This window comes from Zoogloea sp. GW822-FHT05C07 (genome assembly GCF_058800215.1).
In genome coordinates this window covers 231,122-251,495 of the sequence record NZ_CM179510.1, presented here as the reverse complement: position 1 = coordinate 251,495, position 20,374 = coordinate 231,122, and the positions used below count along the sequence as shown (strand labels likewise).

General features: G+C 65.9%; 26 protein-coding genes. 3 read left to right on the top strand and 23 right to left on the bottom strand.

Going from position 1 to position 20,374, the window contains the following annotated elements; all coding sequences use genetic code 11:
• Nucleotides 1-57: 57 nt before the first annotated feature.
• From nth to bioB, 17 genes are all read right to left on the bottom strand, one after another.
• The gene (gene nth / locus AC3QL2_RS01230) at nt 58-690 is read right to left on the bottom strand and encodes an endonuclease III (protein WP_493234322.1); all 633 of its coding nucleotides are present in this window, start codon (nt 688-690) and stop codon (nt 58-60) included.
• 8 nt (nt 691-698) lie between these two features.
• A complete protein-coding gene (gene rsxE, locus AC3QL2_RS01225; protein WP_493234247.1) occupies nt 699-1,406 on the bottom strand; it encodes an electron transport complex subunit RsxE in 708 nt (235 codons plus the stop codon).
• Nucleotides 1,407-1,421: 15 nt separating this feature from the next.
• On the bottom strand, nt 1,422-2,081 hold the full coding sequence (gene rsxG, locus AC3QL2_RS01220) for an electron transport complex subunit RsxG (protein WP_493234246.1): 660 nt from the start codon (nt 2,079-2,081) through the stop codon (nt 1,422-1,424).
• 2 nt (nt 2,082-2,083) lie between these two features.
• Nucleotides 2,084-3,106 (bottom strand): RnfABCDGE type electron transport complex subunit D, encoded by a 1,023-nt coding sequence (locus AC3QL2_RS01215; protein ID WP_493234245.1) that lies wholly within the window; start codon nt 3,104-3,106, stop codon nt 2,084-2,086.
• Nucleotides 3,107-3,122: 16 nt separating this feature from the next.
• On the bottom strand, nt 3,123-4,817 hold the full coding sequence (gene rsxC, locus AC3QL2_RS01210) for an electron transport complex subunit RsxC (protein WP_493234244.1): 1,695 nt from the start codon (nt 4,815-4,817) through the stop codon (nt 3,123-3,125).
• Nucleotides 4,817-5,368, bottom strand: a complete 552-nt coding sequence (gene rsxB / locus AC3QL2_RS01205; protein WP_493234243.1) for an electron transport complex subunit RsxB — start codon at nt 5,366-5,368, stop codon at nt 4,817-4,819. Before rsxB ends, rsxC begins: the two co-directional genes overlap by 1 nt.
• 30 nt (nt 5,369-5,398) lie before the next feature.
• Nucleotides 5,399-5,983: an electron transport complex subunit RsxA gene (rsxA, locus tag AC3QL2_RS01200; RefSeq protein ID WP_493234242.1), complete on the bottom strand. Its 585-nt coding sequence runs from the start codon at nt 5,981-5,983 to the stop codon at nt 5,399-5,401.
• 98 nt (nt 5,984-6,081) lie between these two features.
• The gene (locus tag AC3QL2_RS01195) at nt 6,082-7,095 is read right to left on the bottom strand and encodes a quinone-dependent dihydroorotate dehydrogenase (RefSeq protein ID WP_493234241.1); all 1,014 of its coding nucleotides are present in this window, start codon (nt 7,093-7,095) and stop codon (nt 6,082-6,084) included.
• 54 nt (nt 7,096-7,149) lie between these two features.
• On the bottom strand, nt 7,150-7,623 hold the full coding sequence (locus AC3QL2_RS01190; protein ID WP_493234240.1) for a hypothetical protein: 474 nt from the start codon (nt 7,621-7,623) through the stop codon (nt 7,150-7,152).
• Nucleotides 7,624-7,633: 10 nt separating this feature from the next.
• On the bottom strand, nt 7,634-8,374 hold the full coding sequence (locus AC3QL2_RS01185) for an arginyltransferase (protein WP_493234239.1): 741 nt from the start codon (nt 8,372-8,374) through the stop codon (nt 7,634-7,636).
• A 3-nt stretch (nt 8,375-8,377) separates the two neighbouring features.
• A complete protein-coding gene (gene aat / locus AC3QL2_RS01180; RefSeq protein WP_493234238.1) occupies nt 8,378-9,082 on the bottom strand; it encodes a leucyl/phenylalanyl-tRNA--protein transferase in 705 nt (234 codons plus the stop codon).
• Nucleotides 9,083-9,178: 96 nt separating this feature from the next.
• Entirely contained in the window at nt 9,179-9,715 is a 537-nt protein-coding gene (locus AC3QL2_RS01175) for a C40 family peptidase (RefSeq protein ID WP_493234237.1), read from the bottom strand.
• A 250-nt stretch (nt 9,716-9,965) separates the two neighbouring features.
• Nucleotides 9,966-10,796 (bottom strand): phosphoserine phosphatase SerB, encoded by an 831-nt coding sequence (gene serB / locus AC3QL2_RS01170; protein ID WP_493234236.1) that lies wholly within the window; start codon nt 10,794-10,796, stop codon nt 9,966-9,968.
• Nucleotides 10,796-11,872 (bottom strand): 3-deoxy-7-phosphoheptulonate synthase, encoded by a 1,077-nt coding sequence (locus AC3QL2_RS01165; protein WP_493234235.1) that lies wholly within the window; start codon nt 11,870-11,872, stop codon nt 10,796-10,798. Before AC3QL2_RS01165 ends, serB begins: the two co-directional genes overlap by 1 nt.
• A 36-nt stretch (nt 11,873-11,908) precedes the next feature.
• Nucleotides 11,909-12,562 (bottom strand): pyrimidine 5'-nucleotidase, encoded by a 654-nt coding sequence (locus AC3QL2_RS01160; protein WP_493234234.1) that lies wholly within the window; start codon nt 12,560-12,562, stop codon nt 11,909-11,911.
• Entirely contained in the window at nt 12,559-13,443 is an 885-nt protein-coding gene (locus tag AC3QL2_RS01155) for a methyltransferase domain-containing protein (protein ID WP_493234233.1), read from the bottom strand. The genes AC3QL2_RS01160 and AC3QL2_RS01155 overlap by 4 nt, the downstream gene beginning before the upstream one ends.
• Nucleotides 13,444-13,457: 14 nt before the next feature.
• Nucleotides 13,458-14,450 (bottom strand): biotin synthase BioB, encoded by a 993-nt coding sequence (gene bioB, locus AC3QL2_RS01150; protein WP_493234232.1) that lies wholly within the window; start codon nt 14,448-14,450, stop codon nt 13,458-13,460.
• A 77-nt stretch (nt 14,451-14,527) separates the two neighbouring features.
• On the opposite strand from bioB, the gene AC3QL2_RS01145 reads away from it, so the two are divergent.
• Together AC3QL2_RS01145 and AC3QL2_RS01140 are read left to right on the top strand one after the other, a co-directional pair.
• Complete coding sequence (locus AC3QL2_RS01145; protein WP_493234321.1) at nt 14,528-15,226, top strand: ComF family protein; 699 nt, start codon at nt 14,528-14,530, stop codon at nt 15,224-15,226.
• A gap of 33 nt (nt 15,227-15,259) precedes the next feature.
• Nucleotides 15,260-15,724, top strand: coding sequence for a tRNA (cytidine(34)-2'-O)-methyltransferase (locus AC3QL2_RS01140; protein ID WP_481118622.1), 465 nt, complete (start codon nt 15,260-15,262; stop codon nt 15,722-15,724).
• Between the two features lie 21 nt (nt 15,725-15,745).
• Here AC3QL2_RS01140 and AC3QL2_RS01135 read toward each other — a convergent pair whose 3' ends face one another.
• Genes AC3QL2_RS01135 through AC3QL2_RS01110 form a run of 6 tightly spaced genes read right to left on the bottom strand, consistent with a single transcriptional unit; the run spans nt 15,746 to nt 18,736 of the window.
• Nucleotides 15,746-16,726 (bottom strand): NAD(P)H-dependent glycerol-3-phosphate dehydrogenase, encoded by a 981-nt coding sequence (locus AC3QL2_RS01135; protein WP_493234231.1) that lies wholly within the window; start codon nt 16,724-16,726, stop codon nt 15,746-15,748.
• 5 nt (nt 16,727-16,731) lie between these two features.
• Nucleotides 16,732-17,184: an SH3 domain-containing protein gene (locus AC3QL2_RS01130; RefSeq protein WP_481118621.1), complete on the bottom strand. Its 453-nt coding sequence runs from the start codon at nt 17,182-17,184 to the stop codon at nt 16,732-16,734.
• The gene (gene secB / locus AC3QL2_RS01125) at nt 17,184-17,648 is read right to left on the bottom strand and encodes a protein-export chaperone SecB (protein WP_493234229.1); all 465 of its coding nucleotides are present in this window, start codon (nt 17,646-17,648) and stop codon (nt 17,184-17,186) included. The genes AC3QL2_RS01130 and secB overlap by 1 nt, the downstream gene beginning before the upstream one ends.
• Nucleotides 17,649-17,698: 50 nt before the next feature.
• Nucleotides 17,699-17,968 (bottom strand): glutaredoxin 3, encoded by a 270-nt coding sequence (grxC, locus tag AC3QL2_RS01120; protein WP_493234228.1) that lies wholly within the window; start codon nt 17,966-17,968, stop codon nt 17,699-17,701.
• Between the two features lie 4 nt (nt 17,969-17,972).
• Entirely contained in the window at nt 17,973-18,383 is a 411-nt protein-coding gene (locus AC3QL2_RS01115) for a rhodanese-like domain-containing protein (protein ID WP_493234227.1), read from the bottom strand.
• A gap of 32 nt (nt 18,384-18,415) precedes the next feature.
• On the bottom strand, nt 18,416-18,736 hold the full coding sequence (locus AC3QL2_RS01110; protein ID WP_481113631.1) for an ArsR/SmtB family transcription factor: 321 nt from the start codon (nt 18,734-18,736) through the stop codon (nt 18,416-18,418).
• A gap of 206 nt (nt 18,737-18,942) precedes the next feature.
• On the opposite strand from AC3QL2_RS01110, the gene AC3QL2_RS01105 reads away from it, so the two are divergent.
• Entirely contained in the window at nt 18,943-20,352 is a 1,410-nt protein-coding gene (locus AC3QL2_RS01105; protein ID WP_493234226.1) for a S41 family peptidase, read from the top strand.
• Nucleotides 20,353-20,374 lie beyond the last annotated feature (22 nt).

The following is a 20,374-nucleotide window of genomic DNA, read 5'->3' as shown; positions in this document are numbered from 1 at the left end:
GGGCGTTGGTTTTTTGAATAGTGTGATTTCGTTGCAGGACGGTGGCGGGTGTGGTGCTCACTCCGTCTTGTCGCGGTACAGGCACAGGTCGCGGATGATGCATTCGCCGCACTTGGGCTTGCGGGCGATGCACACGTAGCGGCCGTGGAGGATCAGCCAGTGGTGGGCGTCGCGCATGTATTCCTTGGGGATGCGGCGCAGCAGGCGCTTTTCCACTTCGAGCACGTCCTTGCCGGGGGCCAGGCCGGTGCGGTTGGAGAGGCGGAAGATGTGGGTGTCCACGGCCATCGTCGGTTCGCCGAAGATGGTGTTGAGTACCACGTTGGCGGTCTTGCGGCCGACGCCGGGCAGGGCTTCGAGGGCCTCCCGGTCGTTGGGCACTTCGCCGGCGTGACGCTCCAGCAGCTGGCGGGACAGGGCCAGGGTGTTCTTGGCCTTGTTGCGGAACAGGCCGATGGTCTTGATCTGTTCGGCGATGCCTTCTTCACCCAGATCGGCCATGGCTTCCGGCGTCGGGGCGAGCGCGAAGAGCTTGCGGGTAGCAATGTTGACGCCCTTGTCGGTGGCCTGGGCGGACAGCACCACGGCCACCAGCAACTGGTAAGGCGTCGCGTATTCGAGCTCGGTGGTCGGGTTGGGGTTGGCTTCGCGCAGGCGGCGGAAGGCTTCGGCCACGGCGGCCAGGCGCATGTCGGGCATCAGGCAGGCTCGGCGGAAGTGGGTTCGGGGGCCGCGGGTGCCTGCGGGGCCGGCGGATTGCTGCGTGCGCGGGCCTGGCGGCGGGCTTCCAGCCAGTTGCGGCCGGCGATCAGACAGCCCAGTGCGAAGAAGGCGCCGGGCGGCAGGATGAAGGTCAGGAAGCCCGGGTAGTCGCCGCCGAAGACCTGGATCTCATGGGCGCCGGGGATGACCATCTCGATGCCCGAGAACAGGGTGCCGTTGCCGATCAGTTCGCGCATCGCGCCGAGCACGGTGAGCACCATCGTCGCGCCGAGCCCCATCGCAGCACCGTCCAGCGTGGACGCCAGCGGTTCGTTCTTGGCGGCGAAAGCTTCGATGCGGGCCAGCACGATGCAGTTGGTGACGATCAGCGGGATGAAGATGCCAAGCACCAGGTACAGGGAGTGCAGGTAGGCGTTCATCGCCAGGTCCACAACGGTGGTCAGCGCGGCGATGATCAGGATGAACACCGGGATGCGGATCTCGTAGGGGATAAAGTTGCGCAGCAGCGAGGAGGCCAGGTTGGACATGGCCATCACCAGCACGGTGGCGAGGCCCAGGCTGACGGCGTTGACGATGTTGGTAGTGATGGCCAGCGTCGGGCACATGCCGAGGATCTGCACGACGCCGGGGTTCTGTTTCCACCAGCCGTTCCAGGCGATGTCGCGATAGGCACGCAAGTCCATGGTTGTCGCTCCTTGTCAGAGGGATGCGCCGGTGGCCGCGCCGAACAGGCGGTCCCGGTTGGCGCCGGCGTAGCGGGCGGCGCGGGCGACGGCGTTGGTCACCGCGCGGGCGCTGATGGTGGCGCCGGCATGGCTGTTGATCTGGCCGCCGTCCTTCTTCACCTTCCAGGCGTCGAGAGGCTGCGCAGCGGGGCTCAGGCCGGCGAACTGGCCGATCCACGGGGACTTCTTGTCCTTGTCCTTCTTCGGGTCGATGTAGTCGCCGAGGCCGGGGGTTTCCCGGTGGGCCACGACGCGCACGCCGTTTACGGTGCCGTTCGGGCGGATCGCAATGATCAGGTCGATGTTGCCGCTGTAGCCATCGGGCGCGGTGGCCTCGAGCAGCAGCCCGGTGGGGGCGCCGGCCTTGCGGGCGCGATAGACGCGGCCGCCGTGGTCAAGGCCCAGCTCGCGGGTCGGGCCGAGCTGCACGTAGTCGTCCAGTAGCGTGTTGTCGTAGGCGTCGGAGGCCAGCACTTCGGTGACGAGCTTCATCTTCTCGTCGTTGGCTGAGGCGGCGATCTGTTCGTGGGTGGCCTCGTAGGTGAAGGCCATCAGCGCCGTGAAGGCGGCGGTGAAGGCCATCATCGCGCCGGCGGTGCGGGTGGACAGGCCCAGGATGGTCGATTGGCTCATGCTCAATCCTTCTTGTGGCCGAAGACTGGTGCCTGGGTGTTCATGTCGATCAGCGGCACGCACAGGTTCATAAGCAGCGTGGCGAAGGCGACCCCGTCCGGGTAGGCGCCGAAGGCGCGGATCACGAAGGTCAGCACGCCGGCGCCGGCGGCGAACAGCAGCTTGCCACGCGGCGTGGTGGCGCCGGACACCGGGTCGGTGAGGATGAAGAAGGCGCCCAGCATGGCGCCGCCGGAGGCCAGGTGGAAGACCGGCGAGGCAAAGCCCTCGGGGCGGACCGCCCACAGCAGGCCGGCCGAGGCGGCCAGCGCCAGGCAGAAGGCGCCGGGAATGTGCCAGGTGATGATGCGCCGCTGCAGCAGCCACAGGCCGCCGAGCAGGAAGCCGAGGGCCACCCACTCGCCGCCTTTGCCGCCGAGCGCGCCGTAAGCCGGGCCGTCCATCAGCTGGGCGGCACGCAGGCCGTGGAGCTGGGAGCCCGGATTGGCGGCGGCGCGCAGCGCGGTGCGCAGGGCGTCGAGGGGCGTGGCGCCGGTGATCGCGTCCACCTGGCGGGCGCCGCCGAAGATCAGCTGCAACTGGCTGGCGAAGTCCAGCTGGCCGGCCGCCGGCCACTGGGACATCAGCGCCGGGTAGGCGACGATCATCAGGCAGAAGGCCGCCATCGCCGGGTTGAAGGGGTTCTGGCCGAGACCGCCGTAGAGCTGCTTGACGACCACGATGGCCAGCAGCGTGGCGGTGACGGTGAGCCACCAGGGCACGATGGGCGGGAAGGTGAGGGCGATCAGCCAGGCCGTGACGATGGCCGACAGGTCGCCGAGGAACAGGGCCTTGGGCTTGCCGCGGATCGCCAGCATGGCGGCTTCGCCGGCCAGCGCGGCGGCGGAGGCGAGGGCGAGCTGCACGAGGATGCCGGCACCGAAGAACCACACGTAGGCGGCGATGCCCGGTGCGAGGGCCAGCAGCACCTGCAGCATGACTTGCTGGACGCTGGCCGCTTTGCGGACGAAGGGGGAGTTGATCATCGGTGTGTGGCCTGGATCAGGCATCCGGAGTCGGCGGCGTGGCTGCTGCAGCCCGGCGGGCTTCGATTGCAGCGATGTCGGCCTGGGTCTCGGTGCTGAGCTGTTCGGTGTTCTTCGGTGCGATCTGGGCCTTCTGCTGGCGGGCCTTTTCCATCGCGGCGGCGATCAGCGCGCGCTTGGTGTCTTCGGCGGACGGGGCGGCTGGTTTGGCTGTGTCGGGCGCTTCCGCGGCAGGGCTGGCCGTGCCGGCCTGGCTGTCGGCGGTGACTTTTTCGCGCGTCGCGGCGGCCTTGGCGGCGAGCTTCTCGGCCTTCTCCTGCTTCTCCCGTTCCTGGCGGAAGTTCTTGAATTCGAAGCGATCGCGGGCTGCGTCGGAGGAAGACTTGTCGCGCTCGCGGGCCCAGATCTCGCTCTTGGAGAAGCGGAAGTAATCCACCAGCGGAATGTGGGACGGGCAGACGAAGCTGCAGCAGCCGCATTCGATGCAGTCGAACAGGTGGTATTCCTGGGCCTTGCCGAAGTTCTTCGAGCGCGAGAACCAATACATCTCGAAGGGGGCGAGATCCGCCGGGCAGGCCTTGGCGCATTCACCGCAGCGGATGCACGGCATCTCGGGCGGCGGTGGCGGGAACAGGGCCGGGCTGCCGACCAGGATGCAGTTGGTGGCCTTGACCACCGGCACGTCGAAGGCCGGCAGGCGCACGCCCATCATCGGGCCGCCCATGATGTAGCGGTCGGTGTCGGGACGGGCGGCGGACTGGCGCACCACGTGGTCCATCGGCGTTCCAATGAGGACGTCGTAGTTGCGCGGCTGGTCCACGTTGCCGGCCACGGTGACGACGCGGGAGATCAGCGGGCGGCCGAATTCCAGCGCTTCGAAGATGCTGTAGGCGGTGCCGACGTTGAAGCATTGCACGCCGAAATCGGTGGAGCGACGGCCGTGGGGCACCTCGATGCCGGTGAGCACGCGGATCAGCTGCTTGGCGCCGCCGGCCGGGTAGCGGGTGGGAATGGCGACGGCCTCGATGCCGGTCTGGCCGCTGGCGGCGATGGCGGCCCGCACCGCGGCGACTGCTTCAGGCTTGTTGTCCTCGATGCCGATGAGCACTTCTTCGGCCTGCAGCATGTGGCGCATGGCGACGATGCCCTCCAGCATGTCGGCGGCGCGTTCGCGCATCAGCAGGTCGTCGCAGGTGATGAAGGGCTCGCACTCGGCGCCATTGATGACCAGCGTCTTGAGGCGGCCTTCTTTGCCGGGCTTGAGCTTGGCGTAGCTCGGGAACACGGCGCCGCCGAGGCCGACGACACCGGCATCGCGCAGGAAGTCGCGCAGTTCGTCGGGGGGCGTCGTGCGGTAATTGACCTTGTCCAGATCGCCCCAGCGGTCTTCGCCGTCCGGCTCGATGACCACCGACAGGGTGGTGAGGCCCGAGGTGTGCGGCATCAGCGCCGGTGCCACGTCGCGCACAATGCCGGATGTGGAGGCATGCACGGCGGACGACAGGCTGCCGTCGGCGCCACCGATGCGCTGGCCCTTGAAGACCTTGTCGCCCGGTGCCACCAGCGGGCGCGGGTGGCCGCCTACCGCCTGGTGCAGCGGAATCACCAGCCGTTCGGGCAGCGGCACTGCGCTGATCGGCTGGGCGGTGGACTCGGTTTTGTTGGTTTGCGGCTTGACGCCGCCGTGGAACTTGAAGAGTTTGCGCAGCATCAGGCGGCCTGCTTGATCTGGATGACCGGGTAGCGCCACTTCCAGGTGTCGAGGGTGTCGATGATGGGTTCCATGGCGATGCAGTCCACCGGGCACGGCGCCACGCACAGCTCGCAGCCGGTGCATTCGCCGGCAACGACGGTGTGCAGCTGCTTGGCGGCGCCGATGATGGCGTCCACCGGGCAGGCCTGGATGCACAGAGTACAGCCGATACAGGTGGCCTCGTCGATCACCGCGACGGACTTGGGCTTTTCGACGCCGTGTTCTTCGGACAGGGACTTGAACTCGCGGCCGAGCAGGTCGGCGAGCTTGCGGATGCCTTCCTCGCCGCCCGGCGGGCACTGGTTGATCTCTGCTTCGCCCGAGGCGATGGCGGTGGCGTAGGGGCGGCAGCCGGGGAAGCCGCACTGGCCGCACTGGGTCTGCGGCAGGATGGCGTCGATCTTTTCGACCAGCGGGTCGCCCTCGACCTTGAACTTGAGCGAGGCGTAGCCGAGCAGCGCCCCGAGCACCAGGGCGACGGCGGTCATCACGAGAAGGGCGGTGAACATGGCGGGGCCGGGAGCGGATGTGGCGGAGGGTTAGCGGTACTTGTCGAGGCCGGCGAAGCCCATGAAGGCCAGGCTCATCAGCCCGCCGGTGATCATCGCGATGGCCGTGCCCTTGAAGGGGCTTGGCACGTCGGCGCCGTCGAGGCGTTCGCGGATGCCGGCGAACAGCACCAGCGCCAGCGAGAAGCCGACCGAGCTGCCGAAGCCGAACAGCAGGGATTCGACCAGATCGTGGCGCAGGGACACGTTGAGCAGCGGCACGCCGAGCACCGCGCAGTTGGTGGTGATCAGCGGCAGGTAGATGCCCAGCACCTGGTACATGACCGGGCTGGTCTTCTGGATGACCAGCTCGGTGACCTGCACGATGGCGGCGATGATGACAATGAAGGCCAGCGTGCGCAGGTATTCGACGCCGGCCGGGATCAGCACGTAGTGGTCGATGAGGTAGCTGGTGCCGCAGCCGAGGGTCAGCACGAAGGTGGTGGCCGCCCCCATGCCCATCGCGGCGTCCAGCTTCTTGGACACCCCCATGAAGGGGCACAGGCCGAGGATGCGGACGAGGACGACGTTATTCACCAGAACCGCGCCGAGGATCACGAAAAGGTAGCTGCTCATGGCTGTCGGTGTCGGAGTGACGATAAGTTGGGATTATCCCGCGCCGGCCGTGCCGCACTCAAGCCCAGTGCGGGCGGCACGGCGGCCGGTGTGCGATTTCAGACGAAATCCTTGGTCTCCTCGACCGCTTCACGCACAAGGGCCGGGCCGCGGTAGATGAGGCCGCTGTAGACCTGCACCAGCTTGGCACCGGCCTCCAGCTTGGCGCGGGCCTGGCGCCCGTCGAAGACGCCGCCGGCGGCGATGATCGGGACTTCATCCTGCAGCGCCTTGGCGAGGGCCGCGACGACGGCGGTGGAAGCCTCGAACAACGGTGCGCCGGACAGGCCGCCCTGCTGGTCGCCATAGCGGATGCCCTGAACCTTGTCGCGGGCCAGCGTGGTGTTGGTGGCGATCACCGCGTCGATGCGGTGGCGGCGCAGCGCGTCGGCGATGTTGGTGATCTGGCTGTCGTCCAGGTCCGGTGCGATCTTGAGGGTGATCGGCACGTAGCGGCCGTGCTTGTCGGCGAGTTGGGCCTGGCGTGCCTTTAGCTGGCCGAGCAGCGCGTCGAGTTCGGATTCACCCTGCAGCTGGCGCAGGTTCTTGGTGTTGGGCGACGAGATATTGACCGTGATGTAGCTGGCCAGCGGATAGGCCTTATCGAGGCAGATCAGGTAGTCGTCGGCGGCGCGTTCGATCGGCGTGTCGGCGTTTTTGCCGATGTTGATGCCGAGGATGCCCTTGAACTTGGCGGCTTCCACGTTGCCGATCAGCGCATCGATGCCGTGGTTGTTGAAGCCCATCCGGTTAATGATGCCCTTCACTTCGGGCAGGCGGAACATGCGCGGCTTGGGGTTGCCGGGCTGGGCGCGCGGCGTGATGGTACCGATCTCGATGAAGCCGAAGCCCATGCGGGCCAGGCCGTCGATGATCTCGCCGTTCTTGTCGAGACCCGCGGCCATGCCGATGCGGTTCGGGAATTGCAGGCCCATGACCTCCACCGGCCTGGCGGAGTGCGGCTTGCCGGCCGGCAGCAGGCGGCCGGCAAGGTTGAGGCCGGCGAGGGCGGTTTCGTGGGCGGTCTCCGCGTCGAGGGAGAAGAAAATGGGGCGTGCGAGTTCGTAGAGCATCCCGCATTCTACCGCAGCGCGGCAAAGTCCTGTTTCTAAACCCTGTTTCGGGTTTCAGTCGAGGGCGAAACGGAATTGCAGACCGAGGTAGCCGCTGTAGCCGGGCAGGTTGGGCAAGGCGACGAGGTTGGCACCGACGCGGCCGAATTCTGCCGAGACGGTCGGGATAACCAGCACTGGCGATGGGTAGCCACTGCCCACCAAACCGAAGGCGCCGAAGCGGAACGGGCCGGCCTGCAGAGGCATCCAGCGGGCGCCGGCGTAGAAGGTGTTGCGGTCGTAGCTGTTGCGGAAGTAGCCGGCGGTGGCGACCCACGGAGTGCCGCTGAAGGCACGCTCGAAGCCCGCGCCCGGATTGAATTCACGCCAGTCGCGGCGGTCGGGCTGGAAGTGGTGGGATACGCCCGAGACGGTGAGCCAGTCCTGGTGCGGGGCGTTCTGGAAATCGTCGAGGCTGGGCGCGGCGGCGGCCAGCGTGCAGCAGGCAAGGAGGGGCAGTGCGGCGGTGGTGTGCTGCAGGAAGCGCATGGGAGGGCTTTCAGTCGAGGGTGTCCAGATCGGCGTCGGTAAGGGTTTGCCACTGTCCGCCGACACGTCCCTGGATCGGACGGAAACGAGCCTTGTAGGCCATCTTGCGGCTGTCGCGGATCCAGTAGCCGAGGTACAGATAGGGGAGCTTGAGCTGACGGCACACTTCGATCTGCCACAGGATGCCGAAGGTGCCGAGGCTGCCGTGGGCTGCATCGGGGTCGTAGAAGGTGTAGACGCTGGACAGGCCGTCGGTCAGGCAGTCGATGACGCTGACCATGCGCAGGATGCCGTTCTCGCGGAATTCGAGCAGACGGCTGTCCACGTGGCTCTGCAGCAGGAAATGGGCGTACTGCTCGCGGTTGTCCTGGTCCATGCCGCCGCCGGCGTGGCGCGTGGCCTGGTAGCGCTGGTAGAGGGCGTAGTGCTCCTCGATGAACTCCAGCGGCATCTCGCGCGGGAGCAGGTCGGCATGGGTGGCCCAGGCGCGGCGCTGGCTGCGGTTGGGCGTGAAGCTGGCCACCGGGATGCGTACTGGAATGCACGAGCGGCAGGTGTCGCAGTAGGGGCGATAGGTGAAGATGCCACTGCGGCGGAAGCCGGAGTGCACCAGTTCGCTGTACAGCGGCGTGTCGATCAGGTGGCTGGGCGTGGCGACCTGGGAGCGGGCCTGGCGGTCCGGCAGGTAGGAGCACGCGTAGGGCGCGGTGGCGTAGAACTGCAGCAGCGAGTAGGGATAGTCCTTCAGCATGGGCTACGTCCAGGGGGCTTGCGCTCCGTTCAGCGGCCAGCGTTCGGGCGGCGGGCCTTCCCGCGTGGCTTCGTCCAGCAGTCCGACGAAGCTTGAGCGCGGAATCTCCCGTCCCCCCAGCGAAGCCAGGTGCGAGGTCGTCATCTGGCAATCTAGCACGCGAAATTCCCGTTGCTCAAGGAAGCGGGCCAGGTGCACGAAGGCGATCTTCGAGGCGTCGGTGCGCCGGCTGAACATGGACTCGCCGTAAAAGGCGCGCCCCACGGCCATGCCGTAGAGCCCGCCGGCCAGTTCGCCGTCGATGTAGGTTTCGACCGAGTGCGCATAACCGAGTTCGTGCATGCGGATGTAGGCGTTCTGGATCTCGGGCGTGATCCAGGTGCCGCCGCGGGGATCGCGTGGTGCGGCGCAGGCGCGGATCACCGCCGGAAAGTCGTGGTCCAGGCGAACCTCGTAAGCGGCGTTGCGCAGCGTCTTGCGCAGGGAGCGGGTCACGCGGACCTGGTCCGGAAAGACGACCATGCGGGGATCCGGGCTCCACCACAGGATCGGTTCGCCGTCGTTGAACCACGGGAAGATGCCGTGCCGATAGGCGGCGAGCAGCCATTCGGGCGTGAGTGCGCCGCCGGCTGCCAGCAGCCCGTTGGGTTCGTGCAGTGCGCGGGTGACCGATGGAAAGACGGGTTTGCTGCCGAGCCAAGGAATCATGTCGGATCAGGTGCGGTACGAACCGGAACCGGACAGGATATCAGGCGCTGGCCGGAGTGCGGCCAGTAGGGCCGTGTGTCTGGCGGGATTGCGTGCTTAGTTGGACTGCGGCTGGCGCGACTGGCTGTTGGGCAGGACCCGGCGGGCGCCGTCGTAGCGGGCCGCCCAGTAGTCGAGGCGCATGTCTTCGACGCGGACCACGCCGCCCGTCGAAGGCGCATGCACGAACTGGTAGTTGCCGAGGTAGATGCCCACGTGGGAGAAGGCACGGCGCATGGTGTTGAAGAACACCAGATCACCCGGCTTCAGCTCGGCAAACTTGACCTGCTCGCCCATCTGGGACATTTCGGCGGCCGTGCGCGGCATGCCGAAACCGAGGGCGTCGGCGAACACCTTGCCGACAAAGCCACTGCAGTCGAATCCGGTGAGCGGGCTGGTGCCACCAAAGCGGTAGGGAACACCAAGGAAGTTCAGGCTACGGTCGACCAGACTACGGATCGAATCGGTGTAGCGCTCGAACATGGAAGCCGGAAGGGCTTCGTCGTTGGCAGGATTGGAGGGCTCCGACGCAAGGACCGCGCCGGAACACGCGATCGCTACAAAAAAGCCGAGTATCGTCTTTTTGATAGGCATCAAATAACTATACCCAATGGATTGATCAGTGTAAAGATTTTCGACATACATTAAGTTGTGCCGTGCAGCATGTGCATTGCTGCACGGTGTTCCTGACAAACCATCGCTAGTATCGGTTTCGCACTGGTCGCGAGTAGCTACGTTCAGGAGGCCGCGCGGGAGGCAGGCCGTACCGGTCGGCATGTCTCCATCGAAGGGCCCTTCGGCTTTCTGCAGCTACGCGCTCGTGCCAGTCGCACTAATTTCGTTGTCAGGCAAACAGGTTCAGGATGCCGTCGAGGCCGCTGTGGTTCAGCGCGTAGGTGGCTTTTGCCCTGACGACCGGTTTGGCGTGATAGGCAATGCCGACGCCCGCTTCCTTGAGCATCGGCAGATCGTTGGCACCGTCGCCCGCGGCAATGACGCGGTCGGCGGTGAAGCCGCGCTGCTGGCAGACCTGCAGCAGCGTCCGGCGTTTGACTTCCCCGTCCACCACCTCGCCCTTGACCCGGCCGGTCAGCTTTCCGTCCTCGATTTCCAGTTCGTTGGCCACCGCGTAGTCGAAGCCCAGTTGCTGCTGCAGGCGTTCGGTGAAATAGGTGAAGCCGCCGGATACCAACACGGTGACGATGCCTGCCTGCTTGAGGCCGGCGATCAGCGCTTCCGCGCCAGGATTGAGCTTGAGCCGCTCGCTGAAGACACGTTCTAGGGCCTCCACCGGCAGACCGGCGAGCAGCGCGACGCGGCGGGTCAGGGATTCGCAAAAATCCAGTTCGCCGCGCATCGCCGCTTCGGTGATCTCAGCCACTTCCGCTTTGAGGCCCTGCATGTCGGCGATTTCGTCGATGCATTCGATGGTGATCAGCGTCGAGTCCATGTCGGTGACGAACAGGCTGTAATCGACCAGGCGCCGGTCTTCGGGCACGAAGGCGTAATCCAGCGCGTGCCGCTCGCAGTAGTCGGCCACTTCGGGGCTGTTGCTGGCGCCGATCAACCGGAAGGCGGTATTGCTGATGCGGCCGATGCCTTCAGAGGCCGTCAGGGCGGCCAGATCCTTCAGGGCGCGGGTTTCGACCTGCGGTCCCTGTACGACGAGATTCATCAGGCGGCGCTCCGTTGCTGCAGGGCTTCGCGCAGGATGTCACGGGTATTGCGGATCATCTCCTCGGTGGCGCTCCAGTCCACGCAGGCGTCGGTCACCGAGCAGCCGTAGCGCAGCTCGCTGAGGTTGGCGGGGATCGGCTGATTGCCGGCCTCGATGTTGCTCTCGATCATCAGGCCGACGATGGAGCGGTTGCCTTCGCGGATTTGGTGCGCGACGTCACGCATGACCAGCGGCTGGTAGTCGGGGTTCTTCCACGAGTTGGCGTGGGAGCAGTCGATGACGATGTTGGCCGGCAGTTTGGCCTTGACCAGCGCTTTCTCGGCGAGGGAGACCGATACGGTGTCGTAGTTCGGACGGCCGCCGCCACCACGCAGCACTACGTGGCCGTGGGGGTTGCCTCGGGTGCGGATGATCGAGGACTGGCCCTGGCCGTTGATGCCGAGGAAGCTGTGCGGGCTGGAGGCCGACAAGATGCCGTTGACGGCGGCGTCCAGGGAGCCGTCGGTGCCGTTCTTGAAACCAACCGGGGTGGACAGGCCGGAGGCCATTTCCCGGTGGGTCTGGGATTCGGAGGTGCGGGCGCCGATGGCGGTCCAGGAGATCAGGTCGCCGTAGTACTGGGGCGCGATGGGGTCCAGCGCTTCAGTGCCGGCGGGCAATCCGGTTTCGTTTACGTCGAGCAGGAAGCGGCGGGCCTTCTCCATGCCTTCGTCGATGCGGAAGGAGTCGTCCATGTACGGATCGTTGATGTAGCCCTTCCAGCCGGTGGAGGTGCGCGGCTTCTCGAAATAGACCCGCATCACCAGCACCAGGGTGTCGGAGACTTCGTCGGCGAGCTTCTTGAGGCGGCGGGCGTAGTCGAGGCCGGCAACCGGATCATGGATGGAGCAAGGGCCGACGACGACGAAAACCCGCGGATCCTTGCGGTCGAGAATGGCCTGCAGGGTCTGGCGGCCTTCGAGGACGACCTGCGCAGCCTTGTCGGTGAGCGGCACGCTGGCGGTGATTTCCTCGGGGGAGGGCATGCGGTCGAAGGCCGCGATGTTTAGGTTTTCGGTCTGGGCGAAGGGCATGGCGGACTCGCTGTGTGAGTAGCGGAATCCGGCATTTTACCCCGAAGCACCGGATCTCATGGTATGGCGCATCAGTCCGAGTACGCTGGGCAGCTGGACATCCACGTAATCAGGTTGGCGCAGGCTGCGGCTGATCCATACCGTGCGCATGCCGAGGCGCTTGGCGGTGCGCAGGTTTTCGGCGCTGTCCTCGACCAGGATGCAGCGTGCCGGATTGAGCCGGTGATCCTTGAGCAGGTGCAGGAAGCCACGTTGCTTGGGCTTGGGGTGGTAGCGCATCTGCTCGACGGCGTAGACGTCGGCCAGCAGGTGGCGGATGCCCATGATGTCGAGCACGGCTTCGGCGTAGTGCTGCGGGCCGTTGGAGAAGACGATCTTCTTGCCTGGCAGGCGACGCAGCAGGTGGCGCAGCGCGTTGTCGAACACCACCATGCGGTGCAGTTCGGGGAACTGGTGGGTATCGTGCAGGAAATGCCGCGGGTCGGTGCCGTGATGGCGCATCAGGCCGGTGAGCGTGGCGCCGTAGCGGCGCCAGTAATCCACGCGCAGCCGGTTGGCGGCCGCCTCGTCCAGATCGAGCTGGCGCATGAGGTAGGCCGTCATGCTCCGGTTGATCTGCGGGAAGATGTGCGGACTGGCGTTGTGCAGCGTGTTGTCGAGGTCGAACAGCCAGACGGGATGCATGCTCACACGGGTTTGCGCTCGAATCGGATGATGGCGCGGCCGTCGTCGGCAACCTTTGGGGCGGCTTTCCAGGCGTGGCCGTAGACGACTTCGACGGAGGCCGGCAGGCGGCCGTCCCGGCGCAGCTTTTCGTAATTGGCGCGCAGGCTTTCCCAGTGGCGCTTGCCGACCAGCCCGTGCGGGCGGGTGAGCGCGGCATTGTTGGAGCCACTGACGCGCAGGTCGCGGAACAGGTCGTCCAGGTTGGTGTAGGTGACGGTCAGCATCTCCATGTCCATCACCGGGTCAGAGAAGCCCGCGCCGACGAGGGCGTCGCCCAGATCGTGCATGTCGATGAAGCGGTGCAGGTGCTCGGCGTCCGACGCCGGCAGGGCGGCGCGCAATTCCTTCAGGGTGTCCGGGCCGAGGGTGGCGAACATCAGCATGCCGCCGACTTCCAGCACCCGGTGGATTTCCTTCAGGGCCGGCAGGGGATCGTGCAGCCACTGCAGCATCAGGTTGGACCACGCCAGCGATACGCTGCCGCGGGCCAGCGGCAGCGCCGTGGCATCCGCGCAGACGAAGTCGGGATCGGACGGTTTGCCGAAACGCATGATGCGCTTGAGCAGGCCGCGTTCGCCGCGGGCCTGGGCGAGCATCGCCGGTGAAACATCCACCGCGACGCGCGGGATGTCGGGGTAGCGCGTGGCAAAGCTCGGCAGATCGGCACCCGGGCCGCAGCCCAGGTCGAGGACGCGCTTCGGCTCGATGCGGATGTAGTCGAGGCGCTCGGCCATGCGCCGGGAGATTTCCCGGGCCAGGGTGTCGACGCTGGCGTAGCCGGCTGCCGCCCGCTCGGCCCGGCGCCGCACGAGGCGCGGGTCGAGCTCGAAGTCCGGCATGGTCATGGATGGGCGGTCGCTCAGAAGGACGTGAGGCCGAGACGGGCGAACAGCTTGTCGTCGGCGTCGGCGTCCGGGTTTTCGGTGGTCAGCAGGCGCTCGCCGTAGAAGATCGAGTTGGCGCCGGCCATGAAGCACAGGGCCTGCACCGCGTCGCCGAGTTCCTGGCGGCCGGCGGACAGGCGCACGTAGCTCTTCGGCATGGTGATGCGCGCGGCGGCGATCATGCGCACGAAGTCGAAGGGGTCGATGGCTTCGTTGTTGCCGAGCGGCGTGCCTTCCACCTGCACCAGGTTGTTGATGGGCACGGAATCCGGCGGCGGGTTCATGTTGGCCAGTTCGGCGATCAGCGCGGCGCGGCTCTTCTTGGTTTCGCCGAGGCCGACGATGCCGCCGCAGCACACGTTGATGCCGGCGTCGCGCACCTTGTCGAGGGTGTCGAGGCGATCCTGCAGCGTGTGCGTAGTGATGATCTGGCCGTAGAATTCCGGCGAGGTGTCGATGTTGTGGTTGTAGTAGTCGAGGCCGGCATTCTTCAGCTGCTCGGCCTGGCCGTCCTTCAGCATGCCGAGAGTGACGCAGGTTTCCAGACCCAGCTTCTTGACTTCACGAACCATGTCCAGCACCGGGGCGAGGTCCTTTTCCTTCGGGCCGCGCCAGGCGGCGCCCATGCAGAAGCGGGATGCACCCTTGGCCTTGGCGGCGCGGGCGTTCTCGAGCACTTCGGTGAGCGGCAGCAGGGATTCCTTCTCGAGGCCGGTATCGTAGCGGGACGACTGGGAGCAGTAGCCGCAGTCCTCGGAGCAGCCGCCGGTCTTGATCGACAGCAGCGTGGAGCGCTGGACGGCGTTGGGCTCGAAGTTCTCCCGGTGCACCTGTTGGGCGCGGAAGACCAGGTCATTGAAGGGCAGGGCGAACAGGGCCTCGACCTCGGCGACGCTCCAGCGCTTGCGCGCGGGCGTGGTGGTGGAAGGAGCGCTCTCTGCGTGGGCGACGGTGGCGGTCATTGTCATGCACCCTTTTTTTGGCTGTAATTCAAAATTACGAAGCCTTTTAGTTTCCCCGAAGGGGTCAGGACTTGTCAAATCAAGTGCTTGGATGGCGGGCCTGGCTGGAGGCCGGGGCGAACATCCTTTTCCCGCAGCAGTGCTTCGCCTGTGGCGCGCCGAGCGGAAGCGGGGTGCTGTGCCCAGTTTGCGCGGCTGGGTTGCCCGGTGCGGACCTTGCCCGTTGCCCGTGCTGCGCCTTGCCGGTTTCGGACGGGCTGACCTGCGGCAGTTGCCTGCGCAAGCCGCCACCCTTCGAGCGGACCGTGGCGGCTCTCGATTACGGTTTTCCGGTTGATCGCCTGGTGCACGCGCTGAAGTATGGCCACCGCCTGGCGGTCACACGACTGTTCGTGGACCGGATGGCCGCCGCCGCGGTTCCGGAAGCGGACCTTGTCGTGCCGCTGCCGTTGCATGCGTCCCGCCTGCGTAGCCGGGGCTTCAACCAGGCGGCCGAACTCGGCCGTTCGCTGGCGCGGCACTGGGACATTCCCTTCGTCTGCGATGGCATCGAGCGCGATGTGAACACCGCGCCCCAGGCCGGTTTGCCGTGGAGGGACAGGGCGGCCAACGTGCGCGGCGCGTTCCGCGTGACGACCCGGGTCGAAGGGCTGCGCGTGGTGGTCGTGGATGATGTAATGACCACTGGCGCGACGCTGGCCGAGCTGGCGCGGACCTTGAAAGGCGTCGGTGCGCTCAGCGTGGAGAACCGGGTGCTGGCGCGTACGCCGCCGCCGGGTTGATCGCTCTGCGCGGGGCGGGCACAATCCGCGCCCATGTTCCACGTCGTCCTCCATCAGCCGGAGATTCCTCCGAATACCGGCAACATCATGCGCATGTGCGCCAATTCCGGCGCCCGTCTGCACCTCGTCAAACCGCTTGGCTTCACGCTCGAAGAAAAGCAGTTGATCCGCGCCGGCCTCGATTATCGGGACATGGCCGTGGTGACCGTGCATGAGGACTGGCCGGCCTGCAAGGCCGCGCTGGCGGGGCGGCGCTTCTTCGCGCTGACTTCCCATGGCGGCCGCAACTACGCCGACGTGCCCTTCGAGGCGGAGGACGTGTTCGTCTTTGGTTCGGAGTCCCGCGGCCTGCCGCCGGAACTGCATGCGGAGTTTGCCGACGACCGCCGCCTGCGCATTCCGATGCGTCCCGGCAACCGCAGCCTGAATCTCTCCAATGCGGCGGCCGTGGTGGTCTATGAGGCGTGGCGTCAGACGGGGTTTGCCGGCGGCGCCTGAGCGCGCCGGCAGCGCTGCAGCTTATTCCTGCTTGGGGTCGCGGGCGAGTAGCTGCTCCACCGCGTCCCGTGCCGACAGCGTGCCGCGCAGGACCTGATCGACCGCGCTGGTGATCGGCATGTCCACACCAAGGCGTTCGGACAGCGCGGCAACTTCACGGGTCGTGCTGACGCCTTCGGCCACATGCCCTAGCGCCGCCAGGATGTCCGGCAGGCTCTTGCCTTCTGCCAGCAGCAGGCCGACACGCCGGTTGCGCGACAGGTCGCCAGTACAGGTGAGCACCAGGTCGCCGAGCCCGGCGAGGCCCATGAAGGTATCGCGGCGGCCGCCGAGGGCGATGCCCAGGCGGGTGATCTCGGCCAGGCCACGGGTGATCAGGGCGGCCCGCGCATTGAGGCCGAAGCCCATGCCGTCGGCCACGCCGGCGGCGATGGCCATCACGTTCTTGACCGCACCACCCACTTCGGCACCGACGACGTCGTCGTTGGCGTACAGGCGCAGGCGGTTGTCGTGCAGAACGTGCACCCAGTGGCGGGCGAATTCTATGTCGCTGGCCGCGATGGTGACGGCGGCGGGCAGGCCCTGGGCCACTTCGGCGGCGAAGCTTGGGCCGGTGAGGACACCGCAGGCCGCACTCGCGCCCAACTCTTCGACGACGATCTGGTGCGGCAGCTTGGCGGTGCCCGCTTCGAGGCCCTTGCAGGCCCACAGCAGCGGTGTGCCGGGGGCTGCGGTCTGCAGTGCGCGGGCCGTGGTACGCAGGCCGGCGAGTGGTGTGACCACCAGGTGCAGGTCGGCTTGCGCGGCCTCCTGCAGGTCGTCGGACAGCTGCAGGCTGGACGATAGCGGGATGCCGGGCAGGTAGCGGCGGTTTTCGCCGTCGCTGCGCATGGCGGCGATCTCGGCGGATTCGCGGCTCCACAGGACGACGTCGTGATTGCGGGAGAAGGCGAGGGCCAGGGCGGTGCCCCAGGCGCCGGCCCCGAAGACGGCAATGCGCATGGCGCTCAGAGTCCCCAGACTTGATTGGCGCGGATGAAACCGACGGTACCGTCCCGGTGCTTGACCTTGACCCAGCCGTCGGCAGGCTTGTCGGCCAGCTCGAGGACCACGTCCTTGACGGCTTCGAAAGCCAGCGGCGCGGCGCCATCGGGCTTTTGCCGGATGTCGGCACGGGCGGCGGTGACGATGACGGTGCGCTTTTCGGACAGCTGGCGGCGTTCCAGCCACAGCATACTGCCGGCCGGTTCGCGCACCTTGACCCAGCGATCGATGTTTACGACGGCTTCGACCGGGGTGTAGCGCTGGATGACGAACATGGGCTTGCCCTGCTTCGACGGCGCATCGTAAAGGATGGCCGGTTCGGCGAGGGAGCGGAAGTCCGAGGCGCCGGCCTGCGCCGCCGCGAGGGCGAGGGGCAGGCCGAGCAGCGCCGCGGTGATGGGGCGCCGCAGCATCATTACTGGATGGGAACGTCGGTGCCGGATTGCTGGCCCGCTTCGCGGTTCTGCTGGAACATGGCCTCGAAGTTCACCGGAGCCAGGATCACGGGCTGGAAGCCGGCGCGGGACACGGCGTCGGACACCGCTTCGCGGGCGTACGGGAAGAGGATGTTGGCGCAGCCGATCATCATGATGGGCTCGAGATCTTCCGCCGGCACGTTGCGGATCTGGAAGATGCCGGCCTGGGCCACTTCAACCAGGAACACGGTCTTGTCGCCGGGCAGCTGGGCGGTGACGGTGACGGTCAGGGCGACTTCGAAGATGCCTTCGTCCACCGCATTGCTTTCGGTGCGCAGCTGGACGTTGATCTGGGGGGTTTCGCGCTCGAGGAAAATCTGCGGTGCGTTCGGCACTTCAAGCGACAGATCCTTGACGTAAAGCTTTTCAATGGAGAAGACGGGGTCTTGCGTGGTGTCAGCCATGTTGATTTTTCCGGTTGTGAAATGGGTTGAACGGATGATGGTTGCGTGGTTCAGCTGGGCTCGCCGCGCAGGAGGGGGTCGAGCTTGCCCTGGTGGTCGAGGGCAAACAGGTCGTCACAGCCGCCCACGTGGTAGTCGCCGATGTAGATCTGCGGCACGGTCCGCTGGCCGGTGCGCTCCATCATCTCGTCGCGGCGGACGGGGTCGAGGTCGATGCGGACCTTCTCGATTTCGGTCACGCCCTTGCGGCGCAGCAGGCCTTCGGCGCGGACGCAGTAGGGGCACACCGCGGTGGCATACATCAGGATTTTCGGTTGCATGGCGTCACTTCTTCTTTTTGCTGACCGGCATGCCGGCTTCGGTCCACGCGGCGATGCCGCCTTCGAGATTATGCACCTGGGTGAAGCCTGCCTTGCGCAGCACATCGCAGGCCGACGAGGAGCGGCCGCCGGTCTGGCAGTTGAGGATAACAGGCTTGTTCTTGAATTTTTCGAGGTCGGCCAGGCGGTTGGGCAGATCACCAAGGGGAATGTGGCGTGCATTGAGCAGATGGCCACCGGCATATTCGGCCGCTTCGCGGACGTCGATCACGATGGCGTCTTCCCGGTTGATCAGCTGGGTGGCCTGGGCGGGCGAAATGCCGCCGCGGCCGCCGCGCAGGGATGTGGCGAGAAGAAGGCTGCCACTGACGGCAGCGAGCGCAGCCCAGTACCAGTTGTGCTGGAGGAATTCCACTGAAAAGCTCCGGTTGGGATGAAGGGGGCAGTTTATTCGGCGTCTTCGCCGCAGAATACTTCGCGCATCATCGCGATCAGCTGCAGGGTGCGGGGATCGCCGACCCGGTAGTAGACGCGGTTGGCGTCCTTGCGGGTCAGCAGTACGTCCTTGTCCCTGAGGATGGCGAGATGCTGGGAGATATTGCTCTGGGAGGTGCCGACGGCTTCGACGATGTCCTGCACGCAGACTTCTTCACCACCGATCACGCAAAGAATCTTGAGGCGTAAAGGATGGGAGATCGCCTTTAGGGCCCGGGCGGCCGTTTCGATGTGCTCCTGCTTGGCGATGAGGTCGATGGTTCTGGCGTTCACGAAGTCGAAGGTTTTTACATACCTAATATTATAAAATAGCATTTTTTCGCACCCTGGTGCGGGTGCGGGGGAATCGAGACCCTGCAGGGCGGTGTGCGCTGTCGGGGAACCTTTCCGGTTTATACTCATCTCGATACGCAGAACAACCCGTTTGCGGGAATGGATGGCGTTTGAACGGGGATAGCCCCGCGCCTGACGGAGACTTTATGCGCAGCAAACTGCAGCAAGCCGGCCTGGTATTCACGGGGCTGTGTGCCGGGATTCTCATCAGCCTCAATTTCTCGGCAAATGCGGACAAGACGGCCCTTTCGCCGCTGCCGGTCGAGGAGTTGCGCAATCTGGCGGATGTCTTCAACGCCATCAAGCAGGGTTACGTCGAGCCGGTTGAGGACAAGAAGCTGATCACCTATGCGATCAGCGGCATGTTGTCCAATCTCGATCCGCATTCGGCCTATCTGGACGCAGAAGCTTTCAAGGATCTGCAGGTCGGCACGCAGGGCGAATTCGGCGGTCTCGGCATCGAGGTCGGCTCGGAAGACGGCTTCGTCAAGGTGATCTCGCCGATCGAGGATACGCCTGCGTTCAGGGCGGGAATCAAGGCCGGAGACCTGATCATCAAGCTCGACGAGACGTCGGTGAAGGGCATGTCGCTCAACGACGCGGTCAAGCGCATGCGCGGCAAGCCGAAAACCAATATCGTCCTGACCATCGCCCGCAAGGGCGAGCCCAAGCCCATTGTCGTCACGCTGACGCGGGAAGTCATCAAGGTCCAGAGCGTCAAGTCCAAGCTGGTGGAGCCGGGCTACGGCTACGTGCGCGTCGTCCAGTTCCAGGAGCAGACGGCGGCATCCCTGGTCCAGCATCTCGATCGGCTGGTGAAGCAGAGCAGCCTGAAGGGGCTTGTTCTCGATCTGCGCAACGACCCGGGTGGGCTGCTCAACAGCGCCATCGGTGTGTCGGCAGCCTTCCTGCCGCCGCAGGCCGTGGTGGTCTCCACCGATGGCCGTACCGACGACGCCAAGCGCAAGTATCTGGCGGCGCCGGATGATTACCTGCGTGGCTCCCGCGACGACTACATCAAGAACGTGCCGGCTTCCATCAAGACGGTGCCGATGGTGGTGCTGGTCAATGGCGGCTCCGCTTCGGCATCGGAAATCGTCGCCGGTGCGCTGCAGGACCACAAGCGGGCCGTGGTGATGGGCACCCAGAGCTTCGGCAAGGGTTCGGTGCAGACCATCCTGCCGCTCAACAACAATGCGGCCATCAAGCTGACCACTGCGCGCTATTTCACGCCGAGCGGTCGTTCGATCCAGGCCAAGGGTATTTCGCCGGACATCGTCGTGGAAGAAACGCCGAACGGTTCGTCCCGTGATCATCTGCGGGAGGCCGACCTGGAGCGCCACCTTTCCAATGGCAAGGAGCCGGAGGTCGTCAAGATGGATGCGCCGGCAGCGCCTAAGAAGGATGTGCCGGCCAAGGGGCGTGACAAGGACAAGTCTAAGGACGACGACGAGCTGAAGCCGCCGTTCGAGATTGCCGGCAAGGACGACTATCAGCTGACCCAGGCGGTGAATTTGCTCAAGGGACTGCAGATCCTCCAGAATAGCGGCAAGTGACCAGCGTGCTGGAGGTTCGATC